This window comes from Nostoc sp. (genome assembly GCF_036917395.1).
Lineage (GTDB): Bacteria > Cyanobacteriota > Cyanobacteriia > Cyanobacteriales > Nostocaceae > Nostoc.
Genome location: NZ_JBALDI010000070.1, coordinates 68,425 through 89,416 on the forward strand (window position 1 = coordinate 68,425; position 20,992 = coordinate 89,416).

The window sequence follows — 20,992 nt, forward strand, 5'->3', positions numbered from 1 at the left end:
TCCTAGTTTTTAATGCTTGCTAAAAAATCATCTGTGGATGAATTAACTGGTATCCAGCCTCTTTAAGTTTTTCATTCGATACCCAAGCATTATATGGGCGGGTACTCTTGATAGAAGTATCCCATTTAACTTTGGGTAAATTATGTTTTTCAAATAGGCGCTCTAGCAAGTCTTGGCTGCTGAGATGTGCATCATCTACCAGATTGTAAATTCCTTGCAAACGACGGTGACGAGCAAATTCTATCGCACCAACAATATCATCCAAATGAATCCAATTTGTGATATCCTCGCCATTGCCAGGACGGGTTGCACCAGAATATCTGCTAAATATTTTCAACAGTTCTCTACCAGTTCCATAAATGCCTCCTAAGCGAAAGATACAAACGCGAAGATTTTCACTAGATGCTGATAGCAATACATCCTCTGTTTTTCGGAGAATCTGTGCATTTTGATTAGCGGGTGCAAGCGGTGTTTCTTCATCTACCCATACACCATTTCTGTCACCATAAACGGCATAACTCCCTGTGTATATTAATTGTTTCACACTCGGAATCTGCTGCAAGGATGAAATTAAAGTTTGAGCAGTTTTTAGATAAGTTTCTTCATAAACTTCCCCATTTTTTGCACCAACACTCAAAAGTACAACATCTTGATTGTGCAAAACTGATTTGAGACTATCTAGGTCATTCCCGCAGGTAACTACAACTCTTTGGGATACTGATTGTAGTGCCGGGACACGCTCAGGGGAAGTTGTGGTTACACTGACAACAAAATTCATCTTTTGCTGCCAATATTGAGCAACTTTATAACCAACATAACCACAACCAATGATTGCAACATTCATGATAAATTAGATACAAATAAATTAAACTACTCATCGAGACTAGATTCTAAATTAAGGGACTGGATGTAAATAAATTTAACAGTCCAGAGCTAACACTCAATAGTACAGAAAGTTTTCCCTAATCACTAATGACTCTTTTGCTAATTATTTCTCAATTATGGCAATTATTTCTGGTGAATTTGGCTGTACACTACTATTAAATCGAGCTATCACTTCACCTTGTTTATTAACTAAAAATTTTTCAAAGTTCCAAGCAATTGTTCCCGTTGGCTTAACTGCTTTGGTAAGTCGCTCATAAAGTGGATGCTGTTGCGAGCCTTTGGCATGAACTTTATCGAATAGTTCAAAGGTAACACCATATTTACTCGTGCAAAATTGCACAATCTCCTGATTGCTTCCTGGTTCCTGCGCTCCAAAATCGTTACAGGGGAACCCCAAAATATGTAACCCTGCTTCCCCATACTTCTGGTTCAATTTTTCTAACCCTTCGTATTGAGAAATATAACCGCAGTAGGAAGCCACATTCACAATTAAGAGTACCTTTCCGGTGTAGTCGTTTAATTGCTTATCCTCACCGTTGATGGTCTTGACTGCGATGTCCGAAATTGTGTTACTCATCTTGAATCTGATTTATCGGGAATATTGCCAAGTTTCCCATATTACAGGTACTCTAAACCCGGTTTCTTTAAGGAAATTAGGTTTTGTTAGCCTTTCCCACTACGATTCTATTTAACTCAGGCTATAAGCTTGTATGGGAGTTTCGATAGATGTTTCCCTCACTAATTGCTGCTTAATGGGCAAGGCGATGTCTAACGATAAGCCAGGATGCGGAGCGTTTTTGCTCAACTGGTGCAGCTGATCAATTAAGATAGCGATCGCCTATGAATTGACACTGACAACCAGATTTAACTAAGTGATAACTCTTCTATAAATAGCTCGACAATCTCATATCTCAGGATAGGTCTTAGAAATATGCGTGGCTTTTGATACAAATTTTTGTCGCAGAGATAAATTATGAATCCTGACTATTGCGTATACAGACAAATCTAGAGACGAAATATGGCAGGATACTTGCGAGTATTGACCGAATAATGTCACGATCAATCTGCGTGATCTAAATCAAAGTGAAAACTTAATTTCAGCAAAACTTATTTTACCTTGTGACAATTTTATGGTTAGAGGATTAAGAGTTAGTATAGTGTTATTGACAGTTCTGGGAAATCTGGCATGGTCATTTAGTGCCAAGGCTAATTTTAACGGCAAACTCACCGTGGAAATTGATGGCTTGAAGAATAAACAAGGACAAGTGTGTGCCAGTCTATTTGCAAGCAGTGAAGGATTTCCTAGCGATCGCGATCGCGTCTTACAAAAGCAGTGTACCAAGATTACTGACACTCCCTTACCCATTACCTTTGAGAACTTGAAAGCGGGTAGTTATGCCGTTGCTGTCTTCCACGATCAAAATAATGACGGCACTCTCAATAGAAATGGACTTGGTATACCAACCGAAGGCTTTGGATTTTCCAGCAACCCAGAAATTCGCACAAGAGCGCCCAAATTTAGCGAAGCAGCATTTTTGGTTGCAGGCCCAAACACTAATATCCAAATCCAATTGAAATATTTTTAAGCTGACAACGGATTTAAACTTGGTGCAGTAGACGAACTAAAACTCAAAACCACAATATCATGTCTGTTTAATAAGTAATCAAGCGGACATGATATCAGACACTACGCACAGTCGCTGACACAATGCTTATCAGCGTCAGGGATTGAAGGAAAAATCTCAAATCTAAAATCGAATGACTTTTGCTCTATTCTTGTGAACCGTCGTGTGAATCTTCTGGTAAACCTTGTTGTTCCGGTAAGCCACGCATTCGATTCATCTGAGTTAAAGCATATCGTGCTGTTGCTTGCACTTCGGCATCTGGGTCATCTAACGCATGAAGTAACATCTGATTCATTTGACCCATCGTATCGTAAACGCGCGTCAAGTCACGGATGGCATTTTGCCGTACTTCTGGACTTTCATCTTGGATTGACATTGCTAAAGCCCGGTTCATCGGTTTGAGTGTGCGGGTTCCAATTTCTGCCAAAGCTGCCAAAATTAAGCTGTTTTCTTGAGAATCAGCATCAATCATCAGGTCAACCATAGGCTGAATTGCCCGCGAATCTCCCTGCTGACCCAAATCCCAAATAGCCTTGCGTCGCTTCGTTGGGTCAGGACTGCGTAAGTCTTGAATTAATTCGTCAACGATATTGAGTTTAGCAAGCCGGGAAGTTTTTTCTGGTAGCAGCAATTGTGTGGTCAGTGGTGGGGTAGCTGTTTGTAGACTAGTTACAGTCTCTGGTGAGGGTGGGGTCATTAGGTCTTTGTTAGCTTCACTCAAACTTTTAGTATTTGATATTTCGGACTTTTGCACTTGTTTCACTTGACGAAACCACCTCAGCAGGTAAACAAGTGCGCCAATACTTCCTAGAACTCCGATGGCAAATATTAACCACCAGACAAAACCTCTCTCAGTCGGCTTGGGTGTTGCAGATGGTTTGGAAGTCGGAGCAGGAGAGACAACAAATGGAGAGGTGACAATCTGATTTTTGGCAGCCAAAGCTGCTTGCAGTCTGCCCCTAGTCACCTGACCCGTAATCCCATCTACTTTTAAACCCTTTGCTTTCTGGAATTTAGCTACAGCGATTTCCGTACTGGCGTTGTACTCTCCATCTACCACGCCGCTATAGTACCCCAACTGCTTTAATTGGGTTTGTAGTCTCTGCACATCTGACCCTTGACTACCGGGTCTCAAAACAGCCGGACTAGCAGTAACTGTCGAACTAGCTTGTGCAAGTTCTAAAATTTCAGGTGCTAGGTTAGGTGTGGCTGTACTTGCGCGATTTGGGTAAAAACCCACGCAAGAAAAACAGGTAAATATCAAGATTGAGGAACGGCATAGCCTCATATTACAAGTTTCAGCCTGAACGTGCTTTTGAAGTCTTTGATCCCACAATAACTTCAAGATGACCAAATGTTAACTGTTATTTGTCATTTCTTCTACTGCTCCCCTACTCCCTCATCTCCCCTTTAACGAGTTAAGGTAAAATTTCTGGTTCCTATTCTCTGATTGCTAAGGTTAGGAGGTTCAATTTTTTAGCCAATGCTTCTAAAACTAGTTGCTGTATATTAGCTATTTAGCCGACAGTAACTGTGTCGTTTTACCCTCTAAAGCATCACGTTGGTTAATCAGATAGATGCTGATTAAAGTAAGGAAAACACCGACCCACTGCAATGGACTGAGGACTTCTGAGAGGAAGAGATTACCAAATACTAGGGCAAAGATGGGTGTGAAGAAGGTCAGGGAACTAAGACTGGTGAGACTGCCACTAGAGGCAAAGTAGAAGAATAACCCGTAGGCGATCGCACTGCCAAATACGGTAGCATAACCCAAAGCCACTAAATCAGATGCTCCTAGATTCTCCCACTGCTGAGATTCAACAACTAATGAAACTCCCCATAGTGGCAATCCACCCAAAATCATGTGCCATCCCGTAGCAGTTACTGGGTCAGCATGTCGGCACACAAACCGAATCAACACTGTTCCCACAGCCATTGATAGCGCTGCTAACAGCATCAACCACTCGCCACTAGCAAACAAATCTTGCCAGTTCCCAATTGTGATATTTGCGCCTGAGTCGAGAAAATGGAAAATCCACTCATCAGGTAAGCCAATTAGACCAATGCCTGTGATTCCCAAGCCTAGCCCCAACCATCCCCAAAAACCAATATGTTCCTGGAATAGCCACAACGACAGCAAGGCAACAGCCAAGGGTTGCGAGTCAATCATCACAGACCCTAATCCCGCACTGGTTCTGACTAATCCCTCTGCCAAAAAGCCTTGAAATAGCGTCCCATCTACTAGAGCAAATAAGGCAATCCACAGCCATGCAGCCCAACTCTTGGGCCAGGGTTTACCCATGAATGCAGCTGCTATTAAAATTAACACTCCAGCTGGTATCAGACGCACACCTGCCATGAATAGCGGTGTGGTGTGGGGTATAACTCCTTTCATGGCTACCATTGCCGTCCCCCATAGGAAAAAGGGGGTAATTAACAGGATGGGGGCGAAAGGAAGTTGAGATGCACTGAGTTTCAGTTGCATGGGTTTAGTGATGCTTTTGTTTAACAAGCGTAAAATTTGCTTCACCTAATTTTACCGAATTATGTAGTTTTGCGATCGCGTAGCCTCTGGGAGAAAAGGAATTAATACTCAGGTGTAGCTAAGATTACACGAGGTTGAAGATTGTAATCAGACGGATAGCTTTAAAAAGCTTTATCAGGGAACAAGCACAAACGCTTCAAATCAAGCAGATATACAGTAGGTTTTATATCTAAAAATCCTACCGATAAAGTGCTTGTTTAAACTAATAATGCAAGTGATTTATCTCTCAGAGCAGTTGACTCAATTTAGTTTTGTCACCTCAAGAAATGCAGTAAAAGAAATGCAGGTAGAGGTTATTTCCGAAAAACTCTTTTCTCACAGTGAAGTAACGACTCTGTACTTTATTGCTCTATAAATATGCATTATGGCTTTGCTAAGTTTAAATACAATTTTCTCCAGAATAGAGCGTTTAGGATGTGCAAGTTTTCCGTGATCCTGAAAATATGTCAACATTTCATCCATGTTTGACTGTCCCTTTTGAATTTTGATCAGTTCAGTTTTGTTATTGAAAAAGGAAATACCTGACATCTCGCTCCATCTCACTGGCAGCCCTGCTTTATAGGCAGCTAGACCTATGGCATTACCTTCGCCTTCATAAACTCCATTTAGCTCAAAATATTTGGCAAGGATTTCCCATGTTTCTAAAAATTCAATTTCTTTTCCTGTTGACTTAGTAACAGAAAACAAATACTCATGAACAAACGTAACATTTTCACATTCTGGATCTAAATTTAAAAACTGCGCTGCTTTTTTTATGACTTCAATTTCTCTAGAAAAATACTTGTCAGTTTTTGTCAAAGCTTTAGCAAATTTTTTCGGCATATCCATACAAGCTCTAGCACTTATCCCTGGCTCTAAAAGCCATTCTATATATTCTGGTACGGGTGCCAAGATTCGCATATCTGAATCAATGAATATACATGAATTAAATAGAGATAAAGCCTTAGCAATAGCAAATCTTTTATCGTGGTAACACTTAACACCCTGCTGCTGATGCTGAAATGCCAAAACTTGAGGATATTTGCTAAACTCTTGAGGGTTATCAGTGAGAACTATAAAAGCAGTGTTAGGTGAATATAGTTCTAGGTCTTTTGCTAATAAACTAGCCAGCCCCCGATACACTTTGCCTAATGCTAAAGTGCAAAAACAGAATTGTTGTTGACTCATATTTTTATGATTTGAGGGTAAAAGCTTAAAAATGTGAAAGTACTCAATTACTCATCACCCATTCGTACATAATTCCTCCTGAATTCTGACTTATGAGTTCTTCTTATCTAAAACCTTTTTTACTCCTGACCGGAGTCTGATTTGAAAAAAATCTCATGAGGTAAGAAAAACCGCCAGAGGAAACCAGGGGGAAGGACGGCACTCGATTCATCATCTATAGGTAAATATTGAGAACGGTAGATTTCAATAGCCTGCTTTTTCTTAGATTGCACTTGATGAATTGCGACCCGATGAGCGCCTGCTAATTCATCAAACTTCAGACTGCGAAACAATAAAGACTTCCAAAGCAACCAGATAGCATATTGCCACAGTTCTACTGTCACTTCTGCTTTAGAAATAGCAGCTTGAACCAATTGATAAGTAATTTCATGATCTCGACTGCGATCCTGTTTATGAGTAACGTATACCTCTTGTGGTTGAAAACTACTTAATAATTGCGCCATTTCTTCAATGGTTTGCTGTTGTTCAGTTTCTGTCATTTTGTATAATGCGCCATCACATTTATCAAGAAAGTGAACATCTGTTGATTCTACTCCTAAAATCTTCAAAGCTGCTATCGCTTCTTGTCTACGAATTTGAACAATTTCTGAACGGGTAATCTTGGTATGACCTCGATGAGAACCTCCTCCATCTGTAACAAAAACAACTTTAATCGGTATCCCTTGTTCTCGCTTGAGTGCAATCATACCCCCACAACCTAGTGCTTCATCATCTTGGTGAGGAGAAAATACAATTACCGACTTCTGGTTAATATTTAGTAGTTTACTGCCTTGATACAGAAGCCAGTAGAACTGTAGTTTAATCAGTAGTTCTCGAAATCGGTATTTCAATAACCACCACTTATTATGCAGCCCGAACCTTAAGCGATGAAGAAGATATCTTATTTTCATAGCACCAGATATGATTTGAAATTACTATCTGAAAAATTATTACCCAAATGGTATTAATATTTCATCGCAGACATAAACATTGCCAAACTGCTAACTAGCATCTGGATTGAATGACAAAGATTAATTTGTATTCGATTTAGATTTTTATCTTATTCGATATTTTATTAAATGTGTGTCAGTACTATGGAAATTTTATGTTATTTATAAAACTTAAGTGCGTACAGTGGTCAGGGCGGCTGCATCATGTCAACAAAAAGATTTTATTCTCAATAATTTCAAAATAATCGCATTAATCGCTGCTTATTGAGATAAACTTAGGCGTAGACGTTCTGTGGGCCGTACCCTTCCCTACGAGACGCCAGGGGCGAACGGAATCTTGCTATACACAGCGTCTTTGAAAAGAGAAGGCATCGGTTTGAGTCTGGGAAACTAAACCAAAGGAGAAATGCTAATTTTTTCGTTAAATGTGCTGTAAAACCTTACTTTTGTGCTTCTTTGATCGAGAGTAAAATTAGATGACAGTTCTCACCTGTGCTAGTACAGGTGGAAGAAAGTATTGTAAATAAACTAAAAATTAAAGAAAGTTTGTCCAGTATAACTCAATAAATATTAAACTACTTTGGCGATCAAACTCAGATTAAATTCTGAGGAGTACTAGATGACGCAGTTTTTTAGGTTATAAATTTTAAGATATATTCCAATCTTCTAAAAGCCAATTAGGCACTTTTTCAAAATCTTTGCAGTTACGAATAACTCAAATCCCATTCACTGACAATGTAATTGCTGCAATGGGTAAATCTTGAGTACCAATGCGGATTCTTTAACGAATCAAGTCTTCCTAATAATGAATAATAGCATACTGGTCAAATCCTAGCGATCGCACATTTTTTAAAAACTCTAAAGTAGCCTCGGTTTGGGGAGGTTCAATTTCCAAAGTCACTATTTCTGGTTTTCGTTCTAAAAGTTGAATGAGTTTCTCTAGCGCTTCTTCTTTCGTCGCACCAGAGCTTTTAATATCTGGCAAGCCTAGCACTCTAGTACTGTAGCACTAACCCTGCCATCTAGTTCATTTTCAATCAGTACATCGTAAGTCAACTTAGGTACAGTTTTAGTAAGGGAAGTTGTCACGGATAAATTCATCAGATTTTATCTCCAGCTTTGATATCGATCATAGTTTTCAAAGCTGAAGAATTCTCACAATCAATAAATGCAAGCTATATGCTGAAGCCTGAGTATTCTCCAATGCATAAAACTGAGCAATTTAGCCTGCTTAATTGAAATTTCATAAAAGGATATCTAAGTTTTCCCAGCTTAGATATCCTATAGCAACATAACCTACATTAAATAGATTGTTAACTCTAGTCTAATTATAATTCTAATTTTTATTTTTAAACTAAGTAAGTAAGCATAAATAATTAAAGGTTGATAATAATGACTGAAACCCTTGCTACAAGCCAATTAATTAAATTTACATTGTGTAACATAGTTTGATTTATTCTTACCCACTAGGTAGTTAATAAATTCACCCTTAAGTATGATGAAAAAGTATATGATAATTTCACTAGAATTTTGAAAGCATATGCGTAAATCACAAATAATTTGTATTAGCGCATATATGTGCGCTTATACTTTATTTAGCAGGTGCGTTACACAGCATTAACGCACCCTAATTTCTAGTTTCTAGGAGAAGCTAGCAACGCTAGACTTTTCTAAACTTGCTACTAATTTTACACCAAATTCTTCCTCAAACACTGCTTTTTTATATTCTAAACTCCAGAGTTCTAAGGCGCAGTCATCATTAGGTTGAGATGGGAATATTAGTAAATTACACTGCCTTAATTGTGGATAATACTCACATTGCACTTGAGCGATCGCACCAATTTGTCGTCTATCTAATGCCACTGCCAATCTCAGAATCGCACTCAGTTGACTGACCATTTGTCGCTGCTGTTTAGTCAGCAAATTCTGGTAATTTTCATGTTTTTTCTTAGGCGGCGATTTGCGATGATAACGCGCTAAATTGGCAATGATTTCAATCTCGGTTTCTGTATAACCGAGTAACTCACCATTGCGAATTAGATAGTAAGAGTGCTTGTGATGAGACGAATGACTGACATAATGACCGCAATTGTGTAAGATTGCAGCTGCCCACAGTAGTTGTCGCTCGTCAGATCCCCAGTGATGTAGTGTACCTTGAGTTTGGTCAAATAAACTCTGGGCAAATGCTGCCACGCGATCGCTGTATTCTAAATTGACGTGGTATTTATTAGCGAGTTTTACAACATTGCGTTCCCGAACTGAACTTTGGTAGCGCAGCTTATCTTCAATTAAACCGTGGGCTAACATCCAGTCTACAATTACGCCTTCCCTCAGAGAACGCTCACAGACTGTGACTGATTCACTACCCAAAAGGGTCATCACTTCCTGTAATATCACTGTACCAGCGAGTATAACTTCAGCCCGCTTATCTGGCATACCGGGAATCGCCGCTTTTTCTGAGTTACTCAGTTTCCGCAAGCGATTTACCCACTCTCGCAAGTCTTTAAGACTGAACTGGTAGCCATTTAGAGTGGAAGGAATAACACCTGATTTTTCTCTTGCATGAATCATCGCCAGGGTTTCAATTGTGCCAGATGTACCCACCAAACGCGCAGATTCCCCAAGCTGGAGATTTGCTAGCACCTCATCCACGGAACGTTCCAACATACCACGTGCATAGGCTTGCAGATGGTGAAACTCAGTGTTGCTGATGGGATCAGTGGTGATTAACTCGCTAGTGAGTCGTACAGCACCGACTTTGGTACTGGTGAGAGTGCGCGGTTCGTGACTGTCGCCCAAAATTAACTCTGTGGAACCACCGCCAATATCAACAATCATGTGGGGCTGGTTGTGAAATTCCATGCCCGACAGCACGCCAAGGTAGATGCGTCGCGCTTCTTCTTGACCAGAAATCAAGTCAACGCTTAAACCCAACTCTGTTTCTATTCTGTGCAAAAAATCTTTCCCATTGGGGGCTTCCCGCACAGCACTAGTTGCCACGGCAATGATTGTTTCAGCGTTGATAGTTTTGGCAGCTTCTTGGAAGCGTCCTAAAGCAGCGATCGCCTTTTTAATTATCTCTGGTTTAAGTTCCCCAGTGGTAAGATTGCGATCCCCAAGTCTTACAGTTTCTTTTTCTCTGGCAATAATACTGAAGGCTGGTAGTGTGGGATCAATTTTGACTACTACCATGTGTAGAGAATTTGTTCCCAAGTCAATGGCAGCAATAATCCGATCTTGCTTAGGTGGTTGAGTTGGAACACTCTCCCAGCTAGCCGAAACTAAATTCAGCATCTAGTTTTCTCTCTTTATAAGAAATGATGGCAAACGGTGATATGTCGGGGTAGCTGGCACTGATATTTGTTGCAACACACTTGCTCAAACTGAGTGCTGTTAGCGGATAGCTATGGTTTAGTCCGTACTCAGTAAATTAAAAAATACTCAGCACTCTTCATTTTTGGTCGAGGGGAACTAAGCTAAGTATATTCACCCTACTGTTTCTAACCGTAGTGACTATTTAAAGATATTTTAAGTTGCCACTTGGGGTTATGTTTTTACAAATAACAAATAACGTTATTCTTTAGATGTAAAGAGATGTAAAGATGTGTGAATTAAAGAATAGAAAATCGGAATAGAATGTTACCTGCTGCATTGATGCTGTATTATTGGTATAATTCGGCGAATAGAGGCATGTTTTTATAAATATCAAATAACGTTATTGTATAGATGTAAAGATGTGTGAATTCATCTATCTAAAGTTATTTGTTGATTTCTATGTTAACGACGCCAGAACGCCCTCAGCAACCAGTTTGGCTTGTAATTATCCGGCTTTTGCGCTGGCATAAACCAGAAGGACGCTTAATTTTAATGATTCCTGCCCTTTGGGCTGTGTTTTTGGCAGCTTCTGGGAAACCGCCTTTGCCTCTGGTTGGTGTGATTATATTGGGTACTCTCGCCACGAGTGCGGCTGGTTGCGTTGTCAATGATTTGTGGGATCGGGATATTGATCCACATGTGGAGAGAACACGCGATCGCCCCCTGGCTTCTCGCGCCCTGTCTGTGAAAGTTGGGATTGTAGTCGCGATCGTATCGTTAGCATGTGCAGCTATCCTGGCCTTTTATCTTAACCCCCTGAGTTTTTGGTTATGTGTGGCAGCAGTGCCTATAATTCTGCTGTATCCAGGCGCAAAGCGGGTGTTTCCTGTGCCGCAACTGGTGCTTTCCATCGCTTGGGGTTTTGGGGTATTGATTAGCTGGAGTGCAGTGACACAAACCATCTCCCAACCAACTTGGTTACTTTGGGGCGCGACTGTACTGTGGACATTAGGATTTGATACACTTTACGCCATGAGCGACAAGGAAGACGATCGCCGCATTGGTGTTAATTCTAGCGCTCTATTTTTTGGGAATTATGCCCCTGTAGTTATTGGAATTTTCTTTGCTGGCACAATCTTGTTATTGGCTTGGTTAGGTGTGCTTATACATCTACATTTAGCCTTCTGGATTAGTCTTGCAGTTGCTACTATCGGATGGATTTGGCAGTCTCTGCGATTAAGACAGCGAGACTTACCTAATCCTGTTTATGGTAAAATGTTCCGGCAAAACGTGTGGATTGGTTTTATTTTACTTGCTGGGATGATTGCTGGATCTTTTTAACAAGTAAAAAGTAATGTATAGAATCCCCTGGAAGAAGTATTTATGCGTATATTATTTGATTTGTTTAGTCCCTTGTTTAAGTATGTGCGTACTTGGACAGCAATAGGTCTGCTATGTTTAGTTGTTGTCACCTGGTCAATTACTGCACAAGCTGCTAGCCGCACTGATCCGCAACTGGAACAGCAAGTATTACAAATTATCCGCGAACATCCAGAGGCAATTATCGAATCTGTTCAAGCCTATCAGCAGCAACAACAACAGAAAACAAAGCAAGTACAGCAAGCATTTTTACAAGATTTAAAGACGAATCCTCAAACAGTAATTGGTGAGTCTCCCACCACAGGTTCAACTCAATCAAAAACTGTGCTAATAGAATTTTCAGATTTTCAATGTCCCTATTGTGCTGAGGCGCATAAAACATTGAAACAATTGTTAGTAAAGTATCCAGATAAAGTAAGATTAGTTTACAAGAATTTACCGCTGACTTCAATTCATGCTGAAGCATTGCCAGCTGCGACAGCGGCTTGGGCAGCATATCAGCAGGGCAAATTTTGGGAATATCATGATGCGCTATTTACTAATCAAAAGCAACTAGGTGAGGCATTATATTTAGATATTGCTAAAAAACTGAAGCTAGATTTGGGTAAATTTAAACGCGATCTTACTCTTGCTACTCCCGCCATTACAAAAGATATCCAATTAGCAGAGAAATTGGCTGTTTCTGGCACACCTTTCTTTGTAATTAATAGTCCAACTGTTTCAGGAGTGGTGCAGCTAGCAGATATCGAAAGTATATTGACTGGTGCTAAGTAAGTGGGCGTCAATCAATTTTTGATAATAGAAAAATACAATTTAAATTAACCCCAGCAATCAAGTCACTTGCAAGGCATAAAAGGTTTGGATAATGGAAAAATAGAATTATTCTCGCGTTTAAATTCGCAAGTCTTAAACATGCATTAATGCTACTCAATCACTCTTAAAATTGCTGGGAAAAGCCGTCTATGATTATTATCGTAATGGGTGTATCCGGTTCTGGCAAAACTACCATAGGAAAACTGCTAGCAGACTCGTTAGACTGGGAGTTTAGCGACGCTGATGCTTTCCACTCGCCAGAGAATGTTGAAAAAATGCGACGCGGTATGCCTCTGAGTGAAGCTGACAGGACGCCTTGGTTGCAAGATTTGCAAACAGCCATAAAACATTGGCTGGAAGAAAATAAAAATGTAGTGCTGGCGTGTTCGGCTTTAAAAGACAGCTATCGGCAATTTTTGGTATTGGATAGCGATGGCTTCGCCAACGCCAAGGGCGAACGCATCAAGCTAGTTTACCTCAAAGGGTCTTATGAGTTGATTCAAATGCGGTTGCAAGAGCGTCACAATCACTACATGACCGAAAAACTCCTCAATAGCCAGTTTATAACTCTTGAAGAACCATTAGACACTATATCTATGGATGTTGCACAGCCACCCCAGGTAATTGTCCAAAACATTAGAACCGCTTTGGGAATTTAGCTTATTGGTTACAACTGCATGATAAGAAACTTAACATGCATTTTATGCACACCTGTGCAAAAATAATCTTACTTGCACACGTGTGCAAAATATGGAGCGTGAAAGTACCATTTAACAAATCAATATCGACAACTCAAAAGATATGTCTCAAACTCTAAGTAATGCCATCGACCAAGCTCAAAATAATCCTTTACATTCGCTAGAAGAATGGGAAGAAGACTTACTTAATCGCTATCCCGATCCGGACAGCATAGTTAAAGAAGGTAAAACAACCGAAGAGTACAGGAATTACGAAGCACCTACTAGAGACACGGTGAAAGAGTTTTATCGGTTAAATCATATCAATCAAACCTATGATTTTGTATTAGAGAAAAAAGAACACTTTTTGAAGTTGGATAAGAAAGAAATATCTGTCTGGGATGCATTGGAATTTTTGAATCAATTGGTTGATGATTCAGATCCTGATACAGACTTAGATCAGTTACAGCATCTATTGCAAACATCAGAAGCCATTCGCGCCGATGGTCACCCAGACTGGATGGTACTTACTGGCTTATTTCACGATATGGGGAAGGTACTTTGTTTATTTGGTGAACCCCAATGGGCCACAGTAGGCGATACCTATCCTGTGGGTTGTGCATTTTCTGATAAAATTGTTTTCTCAGAATTTTTTAAAGAAAACCCTGATTACAATAACCCAATATATAACACTACATATGGTGTTTACGAGCCGAATTGTGGCTTGAGTAATGTACATATGTCATGGGGACATGATGAGTATGTATATTACATGATGAAAAACTATTTGCCCGAATCTGCATTGTACATCCTCCGCTATCACTCATTTTATCCTCAACATCGCGAAAATGCTTACGAACATTTGATGGATAAACATGATAAAGAAATGTTTAAATGGGTGAAGTTATTCAATCCCTACGATTTGTATTCAAAGAACCCTAATCCTCCTGATTGGCAAAACTTAAAGCCTTACTATGAAGATTTAATGGCTAAATATTTCCCCTCAACCTTAAAATTCTAAATTTCCGCTAATAGCAAAGGCAAATAATTTAAAAAATCCCCTACAGATATTATAACTGATTGGGGTTGTAGAGATTGCAATTTTTTTTCACTAATAGTGATTACGCTCGTTCTTTAACATCTTGACAACGGCGGTAATAGATTAATAATGACATGTTTGGTGTTCCTTCTGACTCTATCTAAAGAATTATTATGGTCTAGATATAACAAGACTAATTTTGGCTACTTAGTATAACAAATAAGTGCATTTGATAAGCATATTTGAGTCAACTCTGAAAATAAGGCAACAGGATTTTTATATATGGTGATAGTTTCTAACTTTCTACCCCTAAAAGATAGATTTAAAAGTAAATATTTTCCTTTTATAGTATTAATTTTTCTCAATTCAACTTGAGTAAAATATGTTAACTTTTTTAAAGCATAGCTCTGATGAAAGCTACTTGTTTTTGGCAAATACTCTGAAAAAAAAGCTTGCGTTAGATAGAGATGGAAGAGTTTTATTTGTTTTGTAAAGTTCGATAAACGGGGATCATATTTGTAATGATGCAGGTTAAACTAAAAGAATGTAAAACAAAATACAAATTCGCAGTCAAATAATATAAGGTGCTTAAAATTTTAGTTAGAAACTGTTTTTAGTCTACTTCCTTCAAATGTATTTTCACAAAAAAAATGTGATTTTTTGATGGAGTGTAGCGTTCATAGTTTTGCTTTAAAAAACAAAACATCTAATTTAGGGAAACTAATAGCATAAACTCCAATTACGTCACATTATAAGACGTTTGAGAGAAGTTTGAATTGCTAAAACTAGCAATAATGCTAGGTTAAATATGAAAATTTCAGACCTAGCTCATATTGTGATCAATTGGTAAATTTATATTATGCTAACCTTTTTAGAATTTAAATCCGTTATTAGAAATAGATGAATATCAAGAGAATTTCACTTATAGTTGGCATATTAAGTTTTGCTATTGTTGGTTGTACAAATGGCGCTCAAAATAACAAAACTGTTAATAACAGTATTACTAACACTGCTACCAACACTAGTTTGGAGAGTCAGGTTAGTAATCCAAATAGAAAATTGCAAACAATCGGCGTTGCTCTTGGTGACTTGGGTAACCCGTTCTATAATGCTGTGCAGAAGGGAGCTGAAAAAGAAGCTCAAAAAATTGGAGGTAATATCAAAGTTAACGCAGTTTCTAGTGCCTTTGATCTCAACCAACAAAGCAACCAAATCGAAAATTTTACGGCTGCGAATACCGATTTAATTATCCTCAGTGCTGTTGACAAAAAAGGAGTTAAACCAGTTATCGATCAAGCAAGGCTTGCAGGTAAAGTTGTTATTGCATTAGATTCAGCTGTTGATGCCGATGTGGATGCGATGATTAGTTCTAACAATACCCAAGCTGGTGAGATTGCTTGCCAATATATTAGCGATCGCCTCAAAGGTCAAGGCAGTGTAGTCATTCTCAACGGTACTCCGATGGACTCAATCAATCAGCGAGTGAGTGGTTGTGAGAAATCATTGTCTAAATATCCTAATATCAAACTCATCTCTAAAGAGCAGAACGCCGAAGGGACAAGGGATGGAGGACTGAGAGTCATGAGTGATTTGTTGACAACCTTTCCCAAAATTGATGCCGTTTTTGCTACGAACGATCAAAGCGGTGTTGGTGCAGATTTAGCAGCTAGACAAGCAAGACGCAATGAATTTTTTATTGTTGGGGTTGATGGATCGCCAGATGCAACCAAAGCAATGGAAGACAAAGATGGTGTATTTGCTGCAACTGCTGCTCAAAATCCCGCAGGGATGGCTCAAAAAGCGGTTCAGATTGGTAACGATATCATCCAAGGTAAAAAACCTGAGTCATCTGAGATTCTAATTCCAGTCAAGTTGGTTACTAGAGAGAACCTTAGCAGCTACAAAGGCTGGTAATTTGTAATTCGTAATTACAACACACAGAAAAGGCTTGATACAGGAGGGTTACAATACTTTACTCTATTTTTTGAACAATACGGTGTAAATAAGAATGACTTTTAGGAGATATATGAATGTGAAAAAGATTGTGTTTACCTCTAATGTGGCGCTTCGTGTAATCGCAGCTAGCATACTAGGTATCATCAGTAGTAACCTTGTCGGCTGTACAAGTGGTTCTCTCGATAGCAACACTGCTATTAACACTGATATTAAACCTGCTACCAATACTAGTGCAGAAATTAAAACTACCACTGAGAATAGAAAGTTGCGATCGGTTGCCTTTACCGTTGGCGATTTAAGTAACCCTTTCTTCGTCGTTATGGGACAAGCAGTTGAGGCAGAAGCGAAGAAAATTGGCGGAAAAGATGTCAATGTTATTATAGCTTCCAGTGCTTATGACCTTAACCAACAAGCCAATCAAATTGAAAATTTTACTGCTGCGAATACTGATATCATTGTTTTAAATGCTGCTGATAAAAGTGGAATTAGACCAATAGTTCAAAGAGCAAAACAAGCAGGTAGAATTGTCATTGCTGTAGATACAGGTGCAGAGGGAGGTGTGGATGCCACTATTACTACTAATAATATCCAAGCTGGAGAAGTTAGTTGCAAATATATTGCTGACCGTCTCAAAGGGAAAGGCAATGTAGTAATAGTTAATGGCCCGCCAGTGGACTCGGTGATTCAGCGAGTTAGTGGCTGCGAGAGTGTATTGTCTAAATATCCCGATATCAAAATCCTCTCTAAAAACCAGAATGCAGACGGTAGTCGGGATGGAGGACTCAGAGTTATGACTGATTTGCTGACAACCTTTCCAAAGATTGATGCTGTTTTTGCCATTAACGATCCGAGTGGAGTCGGCGCAGAACTAGCGGCTAACCAAGCACAACGTAAAGATTTCTTTATTGTCGGGGTTGATGGTGCGCCAGAAGCAATAACTGCGATCGCAGCTAAAGATGGTTTATATGCAGCAACTGCTACTCAAAATCCGCGAGGCATGGCCGAAAAAGCAGTTCAAGTTGGCAACGACATTTTAAATGGGAAAAAACCTAGCAGTTCCACCATTTTGATTCCAGTTAAGTTGATCACAAAAAATAATGTCAGCACAGAAAAAGGTTGGTAACTAAAAAAATTGTGAATTCCCATTTGAAAATTATGTCTTTTGATATAAATCCTTTGGTACATTTGTAAAGTTTTTGCACATACCTAAAATGTCTGGCAGTTTTCACTTAAATTAATACCAAACCTCATTTATATTCCGGTCTTTTCTTTAAGAAAAAGATGGGTTGAAAAAGAGGTTAAAACTCTGCTGCACTCAATTAATAACTGCTATATATGTGCATTAGGGAAAAATTTGAGTATCTATTTATAGCACTCAGACTTTTCCCAAACAACTCTATTAAATAACGTTAATAACCAAATATGAAAATATCTCTTCCCCATTCCCTATTTTCAAATTATTCGCCAACTTTTAAAACATGATTTTGCAATCAATCAAATATGAGTTTATTAGTTTCTAATTCCCAATCGCAAATTTTAAATAGTTTTACAGGTTTTGCTGATGACAACAAATATTGAAACCTCACTTTCTGATACACAAAGTAGCACCCCTGTGTTAGAAATGCAAGGAATTACAAAACGATTTCATGGTGTATCTGCGCTCCAAAATGTTAATCTCACGATTTATCCGGGAGAAGTTCACGCCCTGATGGGTGAAAACGGAGCAGGCAAAAGCACATTAATGAAAATCCTGGCTGGGGCTTATATTGCCGATGAAGGAGAAATTCGCATCAATGGTCAACCCTTGAAAATTACCGATCCGGCGACAGCACGCAAGGCGGGTATTAATCTCATTTATCAAGAACTGAATGTTGCACCGAATTTAACCGTTACCGAAAATATGTTTATGGGTAGCGAGTTGCGGCGAGGTCAGTTTTTAGACCGCAAAGCGATGCAACTGGAAGCAGAGCAAGTGCTGGAAAGCCTTGGAGCCAATTTTACCGCGCAGACTATAGTTGGTAGCTTATCGATCGCAGAACAGCAGCAAGTAGAAATTGCCAGGGCGCTGAAGGATAAAAGCCGTGTTTTGGTAATGGATGAACCAACAGCCGCCCTATCTGACCGCGAGAGTGACCATTTGTTTGAGGTAATTCGCAAACTACGGCGTGATGGCATTGCCATTATTTACATCAGCCATCGCATGGAAGAAATCTATGCTTTAGCTGACCGGATTAGCGTGTTGCGCGATGGTCAATATATTGGCAGTTTGACACGCAGTGAAATTTCTCCCCAGCGATTGGTGCAGATGATGGTCGGTCGCTCCATGCAAGACTTTTACGAACATCAACGGCAAATGAATCCGGGGCCTGTCGTGCTGTCAGTCAGAAATATGAGTGATGCGCGCCAGAAGATTGAGCCGGCGAGTTTTGAACTTCATGCTGGAGAAATTCTCGGTTTAGCAGGGCTGGTTGGTGCAGGACGCACAGAACTATCGCGGCTGATTTTTGGTGCTGACCGTAAAGCCAGTGGTGAAGTATTTTTGAATGGCAAAAAAGTGGAAATTAATACCCCCAGTGATGCCATCGCTGCGGGAATTGGCTATGTTCCAGAAGACCGCAAAGACCAAGGTTTATTTCTGGAGATGAGTTCCCGCAAGAATATTGCCATCAACACACTCAAGCAAGATGCAAAAGCTGGAATTGTTAACTGGCCTTCAGTGAATCGGCTGTCAACAGAGGCGGTGGAAAACTTTAATATCCGCCTAGCCAATTTGGAAATTAGAGCGCTCGATCTTTCTGGCGGTAATCAGCAGAAACTACTGCTAGCACGTTGGTTAGCCATTAAACCCAAAGTACTGATGTTAGATGAGCCGACACGTGGCGTAGATATCGGTGCTAAAAGCGAAATTTACCGAATTATGAGCGAATTAGTAGCACAAGGTGTTGCTATTTTAATGGTTTCCAGTGAACTATCGGAGATTGTCGGCATGAGCGATCGCGTCTTGGTGATGCGAGAAGGGCAGCTGGTAGGCGAACTGGATGGCAGTCTTGGCAAAGAAATCACCCAAGAAAAGATTATGCACTACGCAACTGGAGCATCGGAGGTATTAGCATCATGAGTCAGACAGTCAGACCGCCTATCAATAAATCAGCCAACAATCCCGTATCCCGCAACCGGAAATCAATCAGCACTCTGTTGGAAGTTGCGGGTATTCTGCCAATCTTAGTAATTATCTGCATCTTATTTGCATTCCTTTCTCCCAACTTCCTCACAGGCGGTAACATCGTTAATATCTTGCGTCAGGCATCAATCAATATTGTGCTGGCGACAGGAATGACCTTTGTAATTCTCACCGGCGGTATTGACCTTTCCGTTGGGTCAATCTTAGCTGTTTCTGCCGTAGTTGCCCTGCTAGTATCACTACTACCGGCTTTAAGTTGGGCGGCTGTACCTGCTGCCTTGCTAGCAGGATTACTTTTAGGCTTACTCAATGGCGCTCTCATTACCTTTTTGGATGTACCACCTTTTATTGTCACCTTGGGTTCACTTACAGCCTTGCGAGGTGTTGCCTTTTTAGTTGCCAAAGGGACAACGCTGATTAACCGTGACATAAATTTTGCTTGGGTGGGTAATACATATATTGGCCCCTTTCCTTGGCTAGTGATCATTGCGCTACTAACTGTGATAGCTAGCTGGTTTGTGCTGCGGCAAACTGTTTTAGGAGTGCAGATATATGCCGTCGGTGGTAACGAGCGGGCAGCCAGATTAACTGGGATTAAAGTTAATCGTGTCTTGTTATTCGTCTATGGTATTAGTGGATTACTGGCAGGTTTAGCAGGAATCATGAGTGCCAGCCGTCTTTATAGTGCTAGTGGCATCGTCGGTCAAGGTTACGAATTAGATGCGATCGCAGCTGTTATTCTTGGTGGAACCAGCTTCACAGGTGGTATTGGCACCATTGGCGGTACTCTTCTAGGTGCATTAATCATTGCTATTCTCAACAACGGTTTAACTCTGTTGAACCTATCTTACTTCTGGCAACTAGTCGTCAAAGGACTAGTAATTATTTTGGCAGTAACAATTGATCGGTTACGCAGACGTTCCAGACGGTAAAGAATTAATTTCTTTGGGAATTGGGCATTGGGCATTGGGCATTGAGAATAAAAGATGAGTCTTTAATAACTCGTGAATGAGTCTTTGAACTCCATTAATGAGCCTCTGAACTCCATTAATGAACCTCTGAACTCCGTTAATGAGCCTCTGAACTCCATTAATGAGTCTTTGAACTCCATTAATGAGCCTTTGAACTCCATTAATGAGCCTTTGAACTCCGTTAATGAGCCTTTTAACTCCATTAATGAGTCTTTGAACTCCATTAATGAGCCTCTGAACTCCATTAATGAGCCTCTGAACTCCATTAATGAGCCTTTTAACTCCATTAATGAGCCTCTGAACTCCATTAATGAGCCTTTGAACTCCATTAATGAGCCTTTGAACTCCGTGAATAAGTTTTTGCTTTCTACTTCTCCTGCTCCCTACTTTCTCATCCCCCCAATTCCCAATCCCCAATCCCAATCCCCAATCCCCAATCCCCAATTAAA

The 20,992-nt window shown here is 39.9% G+C and carries 17 protein-coding genes and 1 pseudogene; 9 read left to right on the forward strand and 9 right to left on the reverse strand.

Translation table 11 applies throughout. The annotated features are described in order from the left end of the window. Positions 1-19: 19 nt before the first annotated feature. Both V7K46_RS23610 and V7K46_RS23615 read right to left on the reverse strand, forming a co-directional pair. The gene (locus V7K46_RS23610) at positions 20-844 is read right to left on the reverse strand and encodes an SDR family oxidoreductase (protein WP_335117377.1); all 825 of its coding nucleotides are present in this window, start codon (positions 842-844) and stop codon (positions 20-22) included. A gap of 144 nt (positions 845-988) precedes the next feature. Beyond that, complete coding sequence (locus V7K46_RS23615; protein ID WP_335117379.1) at positions 989-1,462, reverse strand: glutathione peroxidase; 474 nt, start codon at positions 1,460-1,462, stop codon at positions 989-991. A gap of 553 nt (positions 1,463-2,015) precedes the next feature. Here V7K46_RS23615 and V7K46_RS23620 point away from each other — a divergent pair. Further along, positions 2,016-2,471, forward strand: coding sequence for a DUF2141 domain-containing protein (locus tag V7K46_RS23620; RefSeq protein WP_335117381.1), 456 nt, complete (start codon positions 2,016-2,018; stop codon positions 2,469-2,471). 184 nt (positions 2,472-2,655) lie between these two features. Here the strand turns inward: V7K46_RS23620 and V7K46_RS23625 are convergent, their stop codons facing one another. From V7K46_RS23625 to V7K46_RS23650, 6 genes and pseudogenes are all read right to left on the reverse strand, one after another. Beyond that, on the reverse strand, positions 2,656-3,798 hold the full coding sequence (locus tag V7K46_RS23625; protein WP_335117383.1) for a peptidoglycan-binding protein: 1,143 nt from the start codon (positions 3,796-3,798) through the stop codon (positions 2,656-2,658). A gap of 151 nt (positions 3,799-3,949) precedes the next feature. After that, positions 3,950-4,995: pseudogene (locus tag V7K46_RS23630) on the reverse strand (DMT family transporter). A 375-nt stretch (positions 4,996-5,370) separates the two neighbouring features. After that, positions 5,371-6,222 carry a hypothetical protein gene (locus V7K46_RS23635; RefSeq protein WP_335117387.1) on the reverse strand — a complete coding sequence of 284 codons (852 nt, stop codon included), beginning with the start codon at positions 6,220-6,222 and terminating at the stop codon, positions 5,371-5,373. A gap of 119 nt (positions 6,223-6,341) precedes the next feature. Next, positions 6,342-7,112 (reverse strand): PIG-L deacetylase family protein, encoded by a 771-nt coding sequence (locus V7K46_RS23640; protein WP_335117389.1) that lies wholly within the window; start codon positions 7,110-7,112, stop codon positions 6,342-6,344. An 898-nt stretch (positions 7,113-8,010) separates the two neighbouring features. Continuing rightward, the gene (locus tag V7K46_RS23645) at positions 8,011-8,196 is read right to left on the reverse strand and encodes a hypothetical protein (RefSeq protein WP_335117391.1); all 186 of its coding nucleotides are present in this window, start codon (positions 8,194-8,196) and stop codon (positions 8,011-8,013) included. A 656-nt stretch (positions 8,197-8,852) separates the two neighbouring features. Further along, complete coding sequence (locus V7K46_RS23650) at positions 8,853-10,505, reverse strand: Ppx/GppA phosphatase family protein (RefSeq protein ID WP_335117393.1); 1,653 nt, start codon at positions 10,503-10,505, stop codon at positions 8,853-8,855. Positions 10,506-10,985: 480 nt separating this feature from the next. On the opposite strand from V7K46_RS23650, the gene V7K46_RS23655 reads away from it, so the two are divergent. From V7K46_RS23655 to V7K46_RS23690, 8 genes are all read left to right on the forward strand, one after another. Further along, entirely contained in the window at positions 10,986-11,867 is an 882-nt protein-coding gene (locus tag V7K46_RS23655; RefSeq protein ID WP_335117395.1) for a 4-hydroxybenzoate solanesyltransferase, read from the forward strand. 42 nt (positions 11,868-11,909) lie between these two features. Then, positions 11,910-12,680 carry a DsbA family protein gene (locus tag V7K46_RS23660; RefSeq protein WP_335117397.1) on the forward strand — a complete coding sequence of 257 codons (771 nt, stop codon included), beginning with the start codon at positions 11,910-11,912 and terminating at the stop codon, positions 12,678-12,680. Between the two features lie 188 nt (positions 12,681-12,868). Next, the gene (locus V7K46_RS23665) at positions 12,869-13,378 is read left to right on the forward strand and encodes a gluconokinase (RefSeq protein WP_335117399.1); all 510 of its coding nucleotides are present in this window, start codon (positions 12,869-12,871) and stop codon (positions 13,376-13,378) included. Positions 13,379-13,520: 142 nt separating this feature from the next. Next, positions 13,521-14,417 carry an inositol oxygenase family protein gene (locus tag V7K46_RS23670; protein WP_335117401.1) on the forward strand — a complete coding sequence of 299 codons (897 nt, stop codon included), beginning with the start codon at positions 13,521-13,523 and terminating at the stop codon, positions 14,415-14,417. A 918-nt stretch (positions 14,418-15,335) separates the two neighbouring features. Beyond that, positions 15,336-16,349, forward strand: a complete 1,014-nt coding sequence (locus tag V7K46_RS23675; protein ID WP_335117404.1) for an ABC transporter substrate-binding protein — start codon at positions 15,336-15,338, stop codon at positions 16,347-16,349. A 112-nt stretch (positions 16,350-16,461) separates the two neighbouring features. Further along, positions 16,462-17,514 (forward strand): ABC transporter substrate-binding protein, encoded by a 1,053-nt coding sequence (locus V7K46_RS23680; RefSeq protein WP_335117406.1) that lies wholly within the window; start codon positions 16,462-16,464, stop codon positions 17,512-17,514. Positions 17,515-17,952: 438 nt separating this feature from the next. Further along, positions 17,953-19,509 carry a sugar ABC transporter ATP-binding protein gene (locus V7K46_RS23685; protein WP_335117408.1) on the forward strand — a complete coding sequence of 519 codons (1,557 nt, stop codon included), beginning with the start codon at positions 17,953-17,955 and terminating at the stop codon, positions 19,507-19,509. Continuing rightward, entirely contained in the window at positions 19,506-20,504 is a 999-nt protein-coding gene (locus V7K46_RS23690; RefSeq protein WP_335117410.1) for an ABC transporter permease subunit, read from the forward strand. Before V7K46_RS23685 ends, V7K46_RS23690 begins: the two co-directional genes overlap by 4 nt. Here the strand turns inward: V7K46_RS23690 and V7K46_RS23695 are convergent. Beyond that, the gene (locus tag V7K46_RS23695) at positions 20,481-20,987 is read right to left on the reverse strand and encodes a hypothetical protein (RefSeq protein ID WP_335117413.1); all 507 of its coding nucleotides are present in this window, start codon (positions 20,985-20,987) and stop codon (positions 20,481-20,483) included. The two genes, V7K46_RS23690 and V7K46_RS23695, sit on opposite strands and share 24 nt — an antisense overlap. Positions 20,988-20,992 lie beyond the last annotated feature (5 nt).

What these genes read in the sequence shown, in the direction of transcription:
- V7K46_RS23635 (WP_335117387.1), bottom strand. Translation starts at nt 6,222, where the DNA reads ATGAGTCAACAACAATTCTGTTTTTGCACTTTAGCATTAGGCAAAGTG.
- V7K46_RS23680 (WP_335117406.1), top strand. Translation starts at nt 16,462, where the DNA reads ATGAATGTGAAAAAGATTGTGTTTACCTCTAATGTGGCGCTTCGTGTA.
- V7K46_RS23655 (WP_335117395.1), top strand. Translation starts at nt 10,986, where the DNA reads ATGTTAACGACGCCAGAACGCCCTCAGCAACCAGTTTGGCTTGTAATT.
- V7K46_RS23675 (WP_335117404.1), top strand. Translation starts at nt 15,336, where the DNA reads ATGAATATCAAGAGAATTTCACTTATAGTTGGCATATTAAGTTTTGCT.
- V7K46_RS23660 (WP_335117397.1), top strand. Translation starts at nt 11,910, where the DNA reads ATGCGTATATTATTTGATTTGTTTAGTCCCTTGTTTAAGTATGTGCGT.
- V7K46_RS23620 (WP_335117381.1), top strand. Translation starts at nt 2,016, where the DNA reads ATGGTTAGAGGATTAAGAGTTAGTATAGTGTTATTGACAGTTCTGGGA.
- V7K46_RS23610 (WP_335117377.1), bottom strand. Translation starts at nt 844, where the DNA reads ATGAATGTTGCAATCATTGGTTGTGGTTATGTTGGTTATAAAGTTGCT.
- V7K46_RS23615 (WP_335117379.1), bottom strand. Translation starts at nt 1,462, where the DNA reads ATGAGTAACACAATTTCGGACATCGCAGTCAAGACCATCAACGGTGAG.
- V7K46_RS23650 (WP_335117393.1), bottom strand. Translation starts at nt 10,505, where the DNA reads ATGCTGAATTTAGTTTCGGCTAGCTGGGAGAGTGTTCCAACTCAACCA.
- V7K46_RS23685 (WP_335117408.1), top strand. Translation starts at nt 17,953, where the DNA reads ATGACAACAAATATTGAAACCTCACTTTCTGATACACAAAGTAGCACC.
- V7K46_RS23670 (WP_335117401.1), top strand. Translation starts at nt 13,521, where the DNA reads ATGTCTCAAACTCTAAGTAATGCCATCGACCAAGCTCAAAATAATCCT.
- V7K46_RS23625 (WP_335117383.1), bottom strand. Translation starts at nt 3,798, where the DNA reads ATGAGGCTATGCCGTTCCTCAATCTTGATATTTACCTGTTTTTCTTGC.
- V7K46_RS23690 (WP_335117410.1), top strand. Translation starts at nt 19,506, where the DNA reads ATGAGTCAGACAGTCAGACCGCCTATCAATAAATCAGCCAACAATCCC.
- V7K46_RS23665 (WP_335117399.1), top strand. Translation starts at nt 12,869, where the DNA reads ATGATTATTATCGTAATGGGTGTATCCGGTTCTGGCAAAACTACCATA.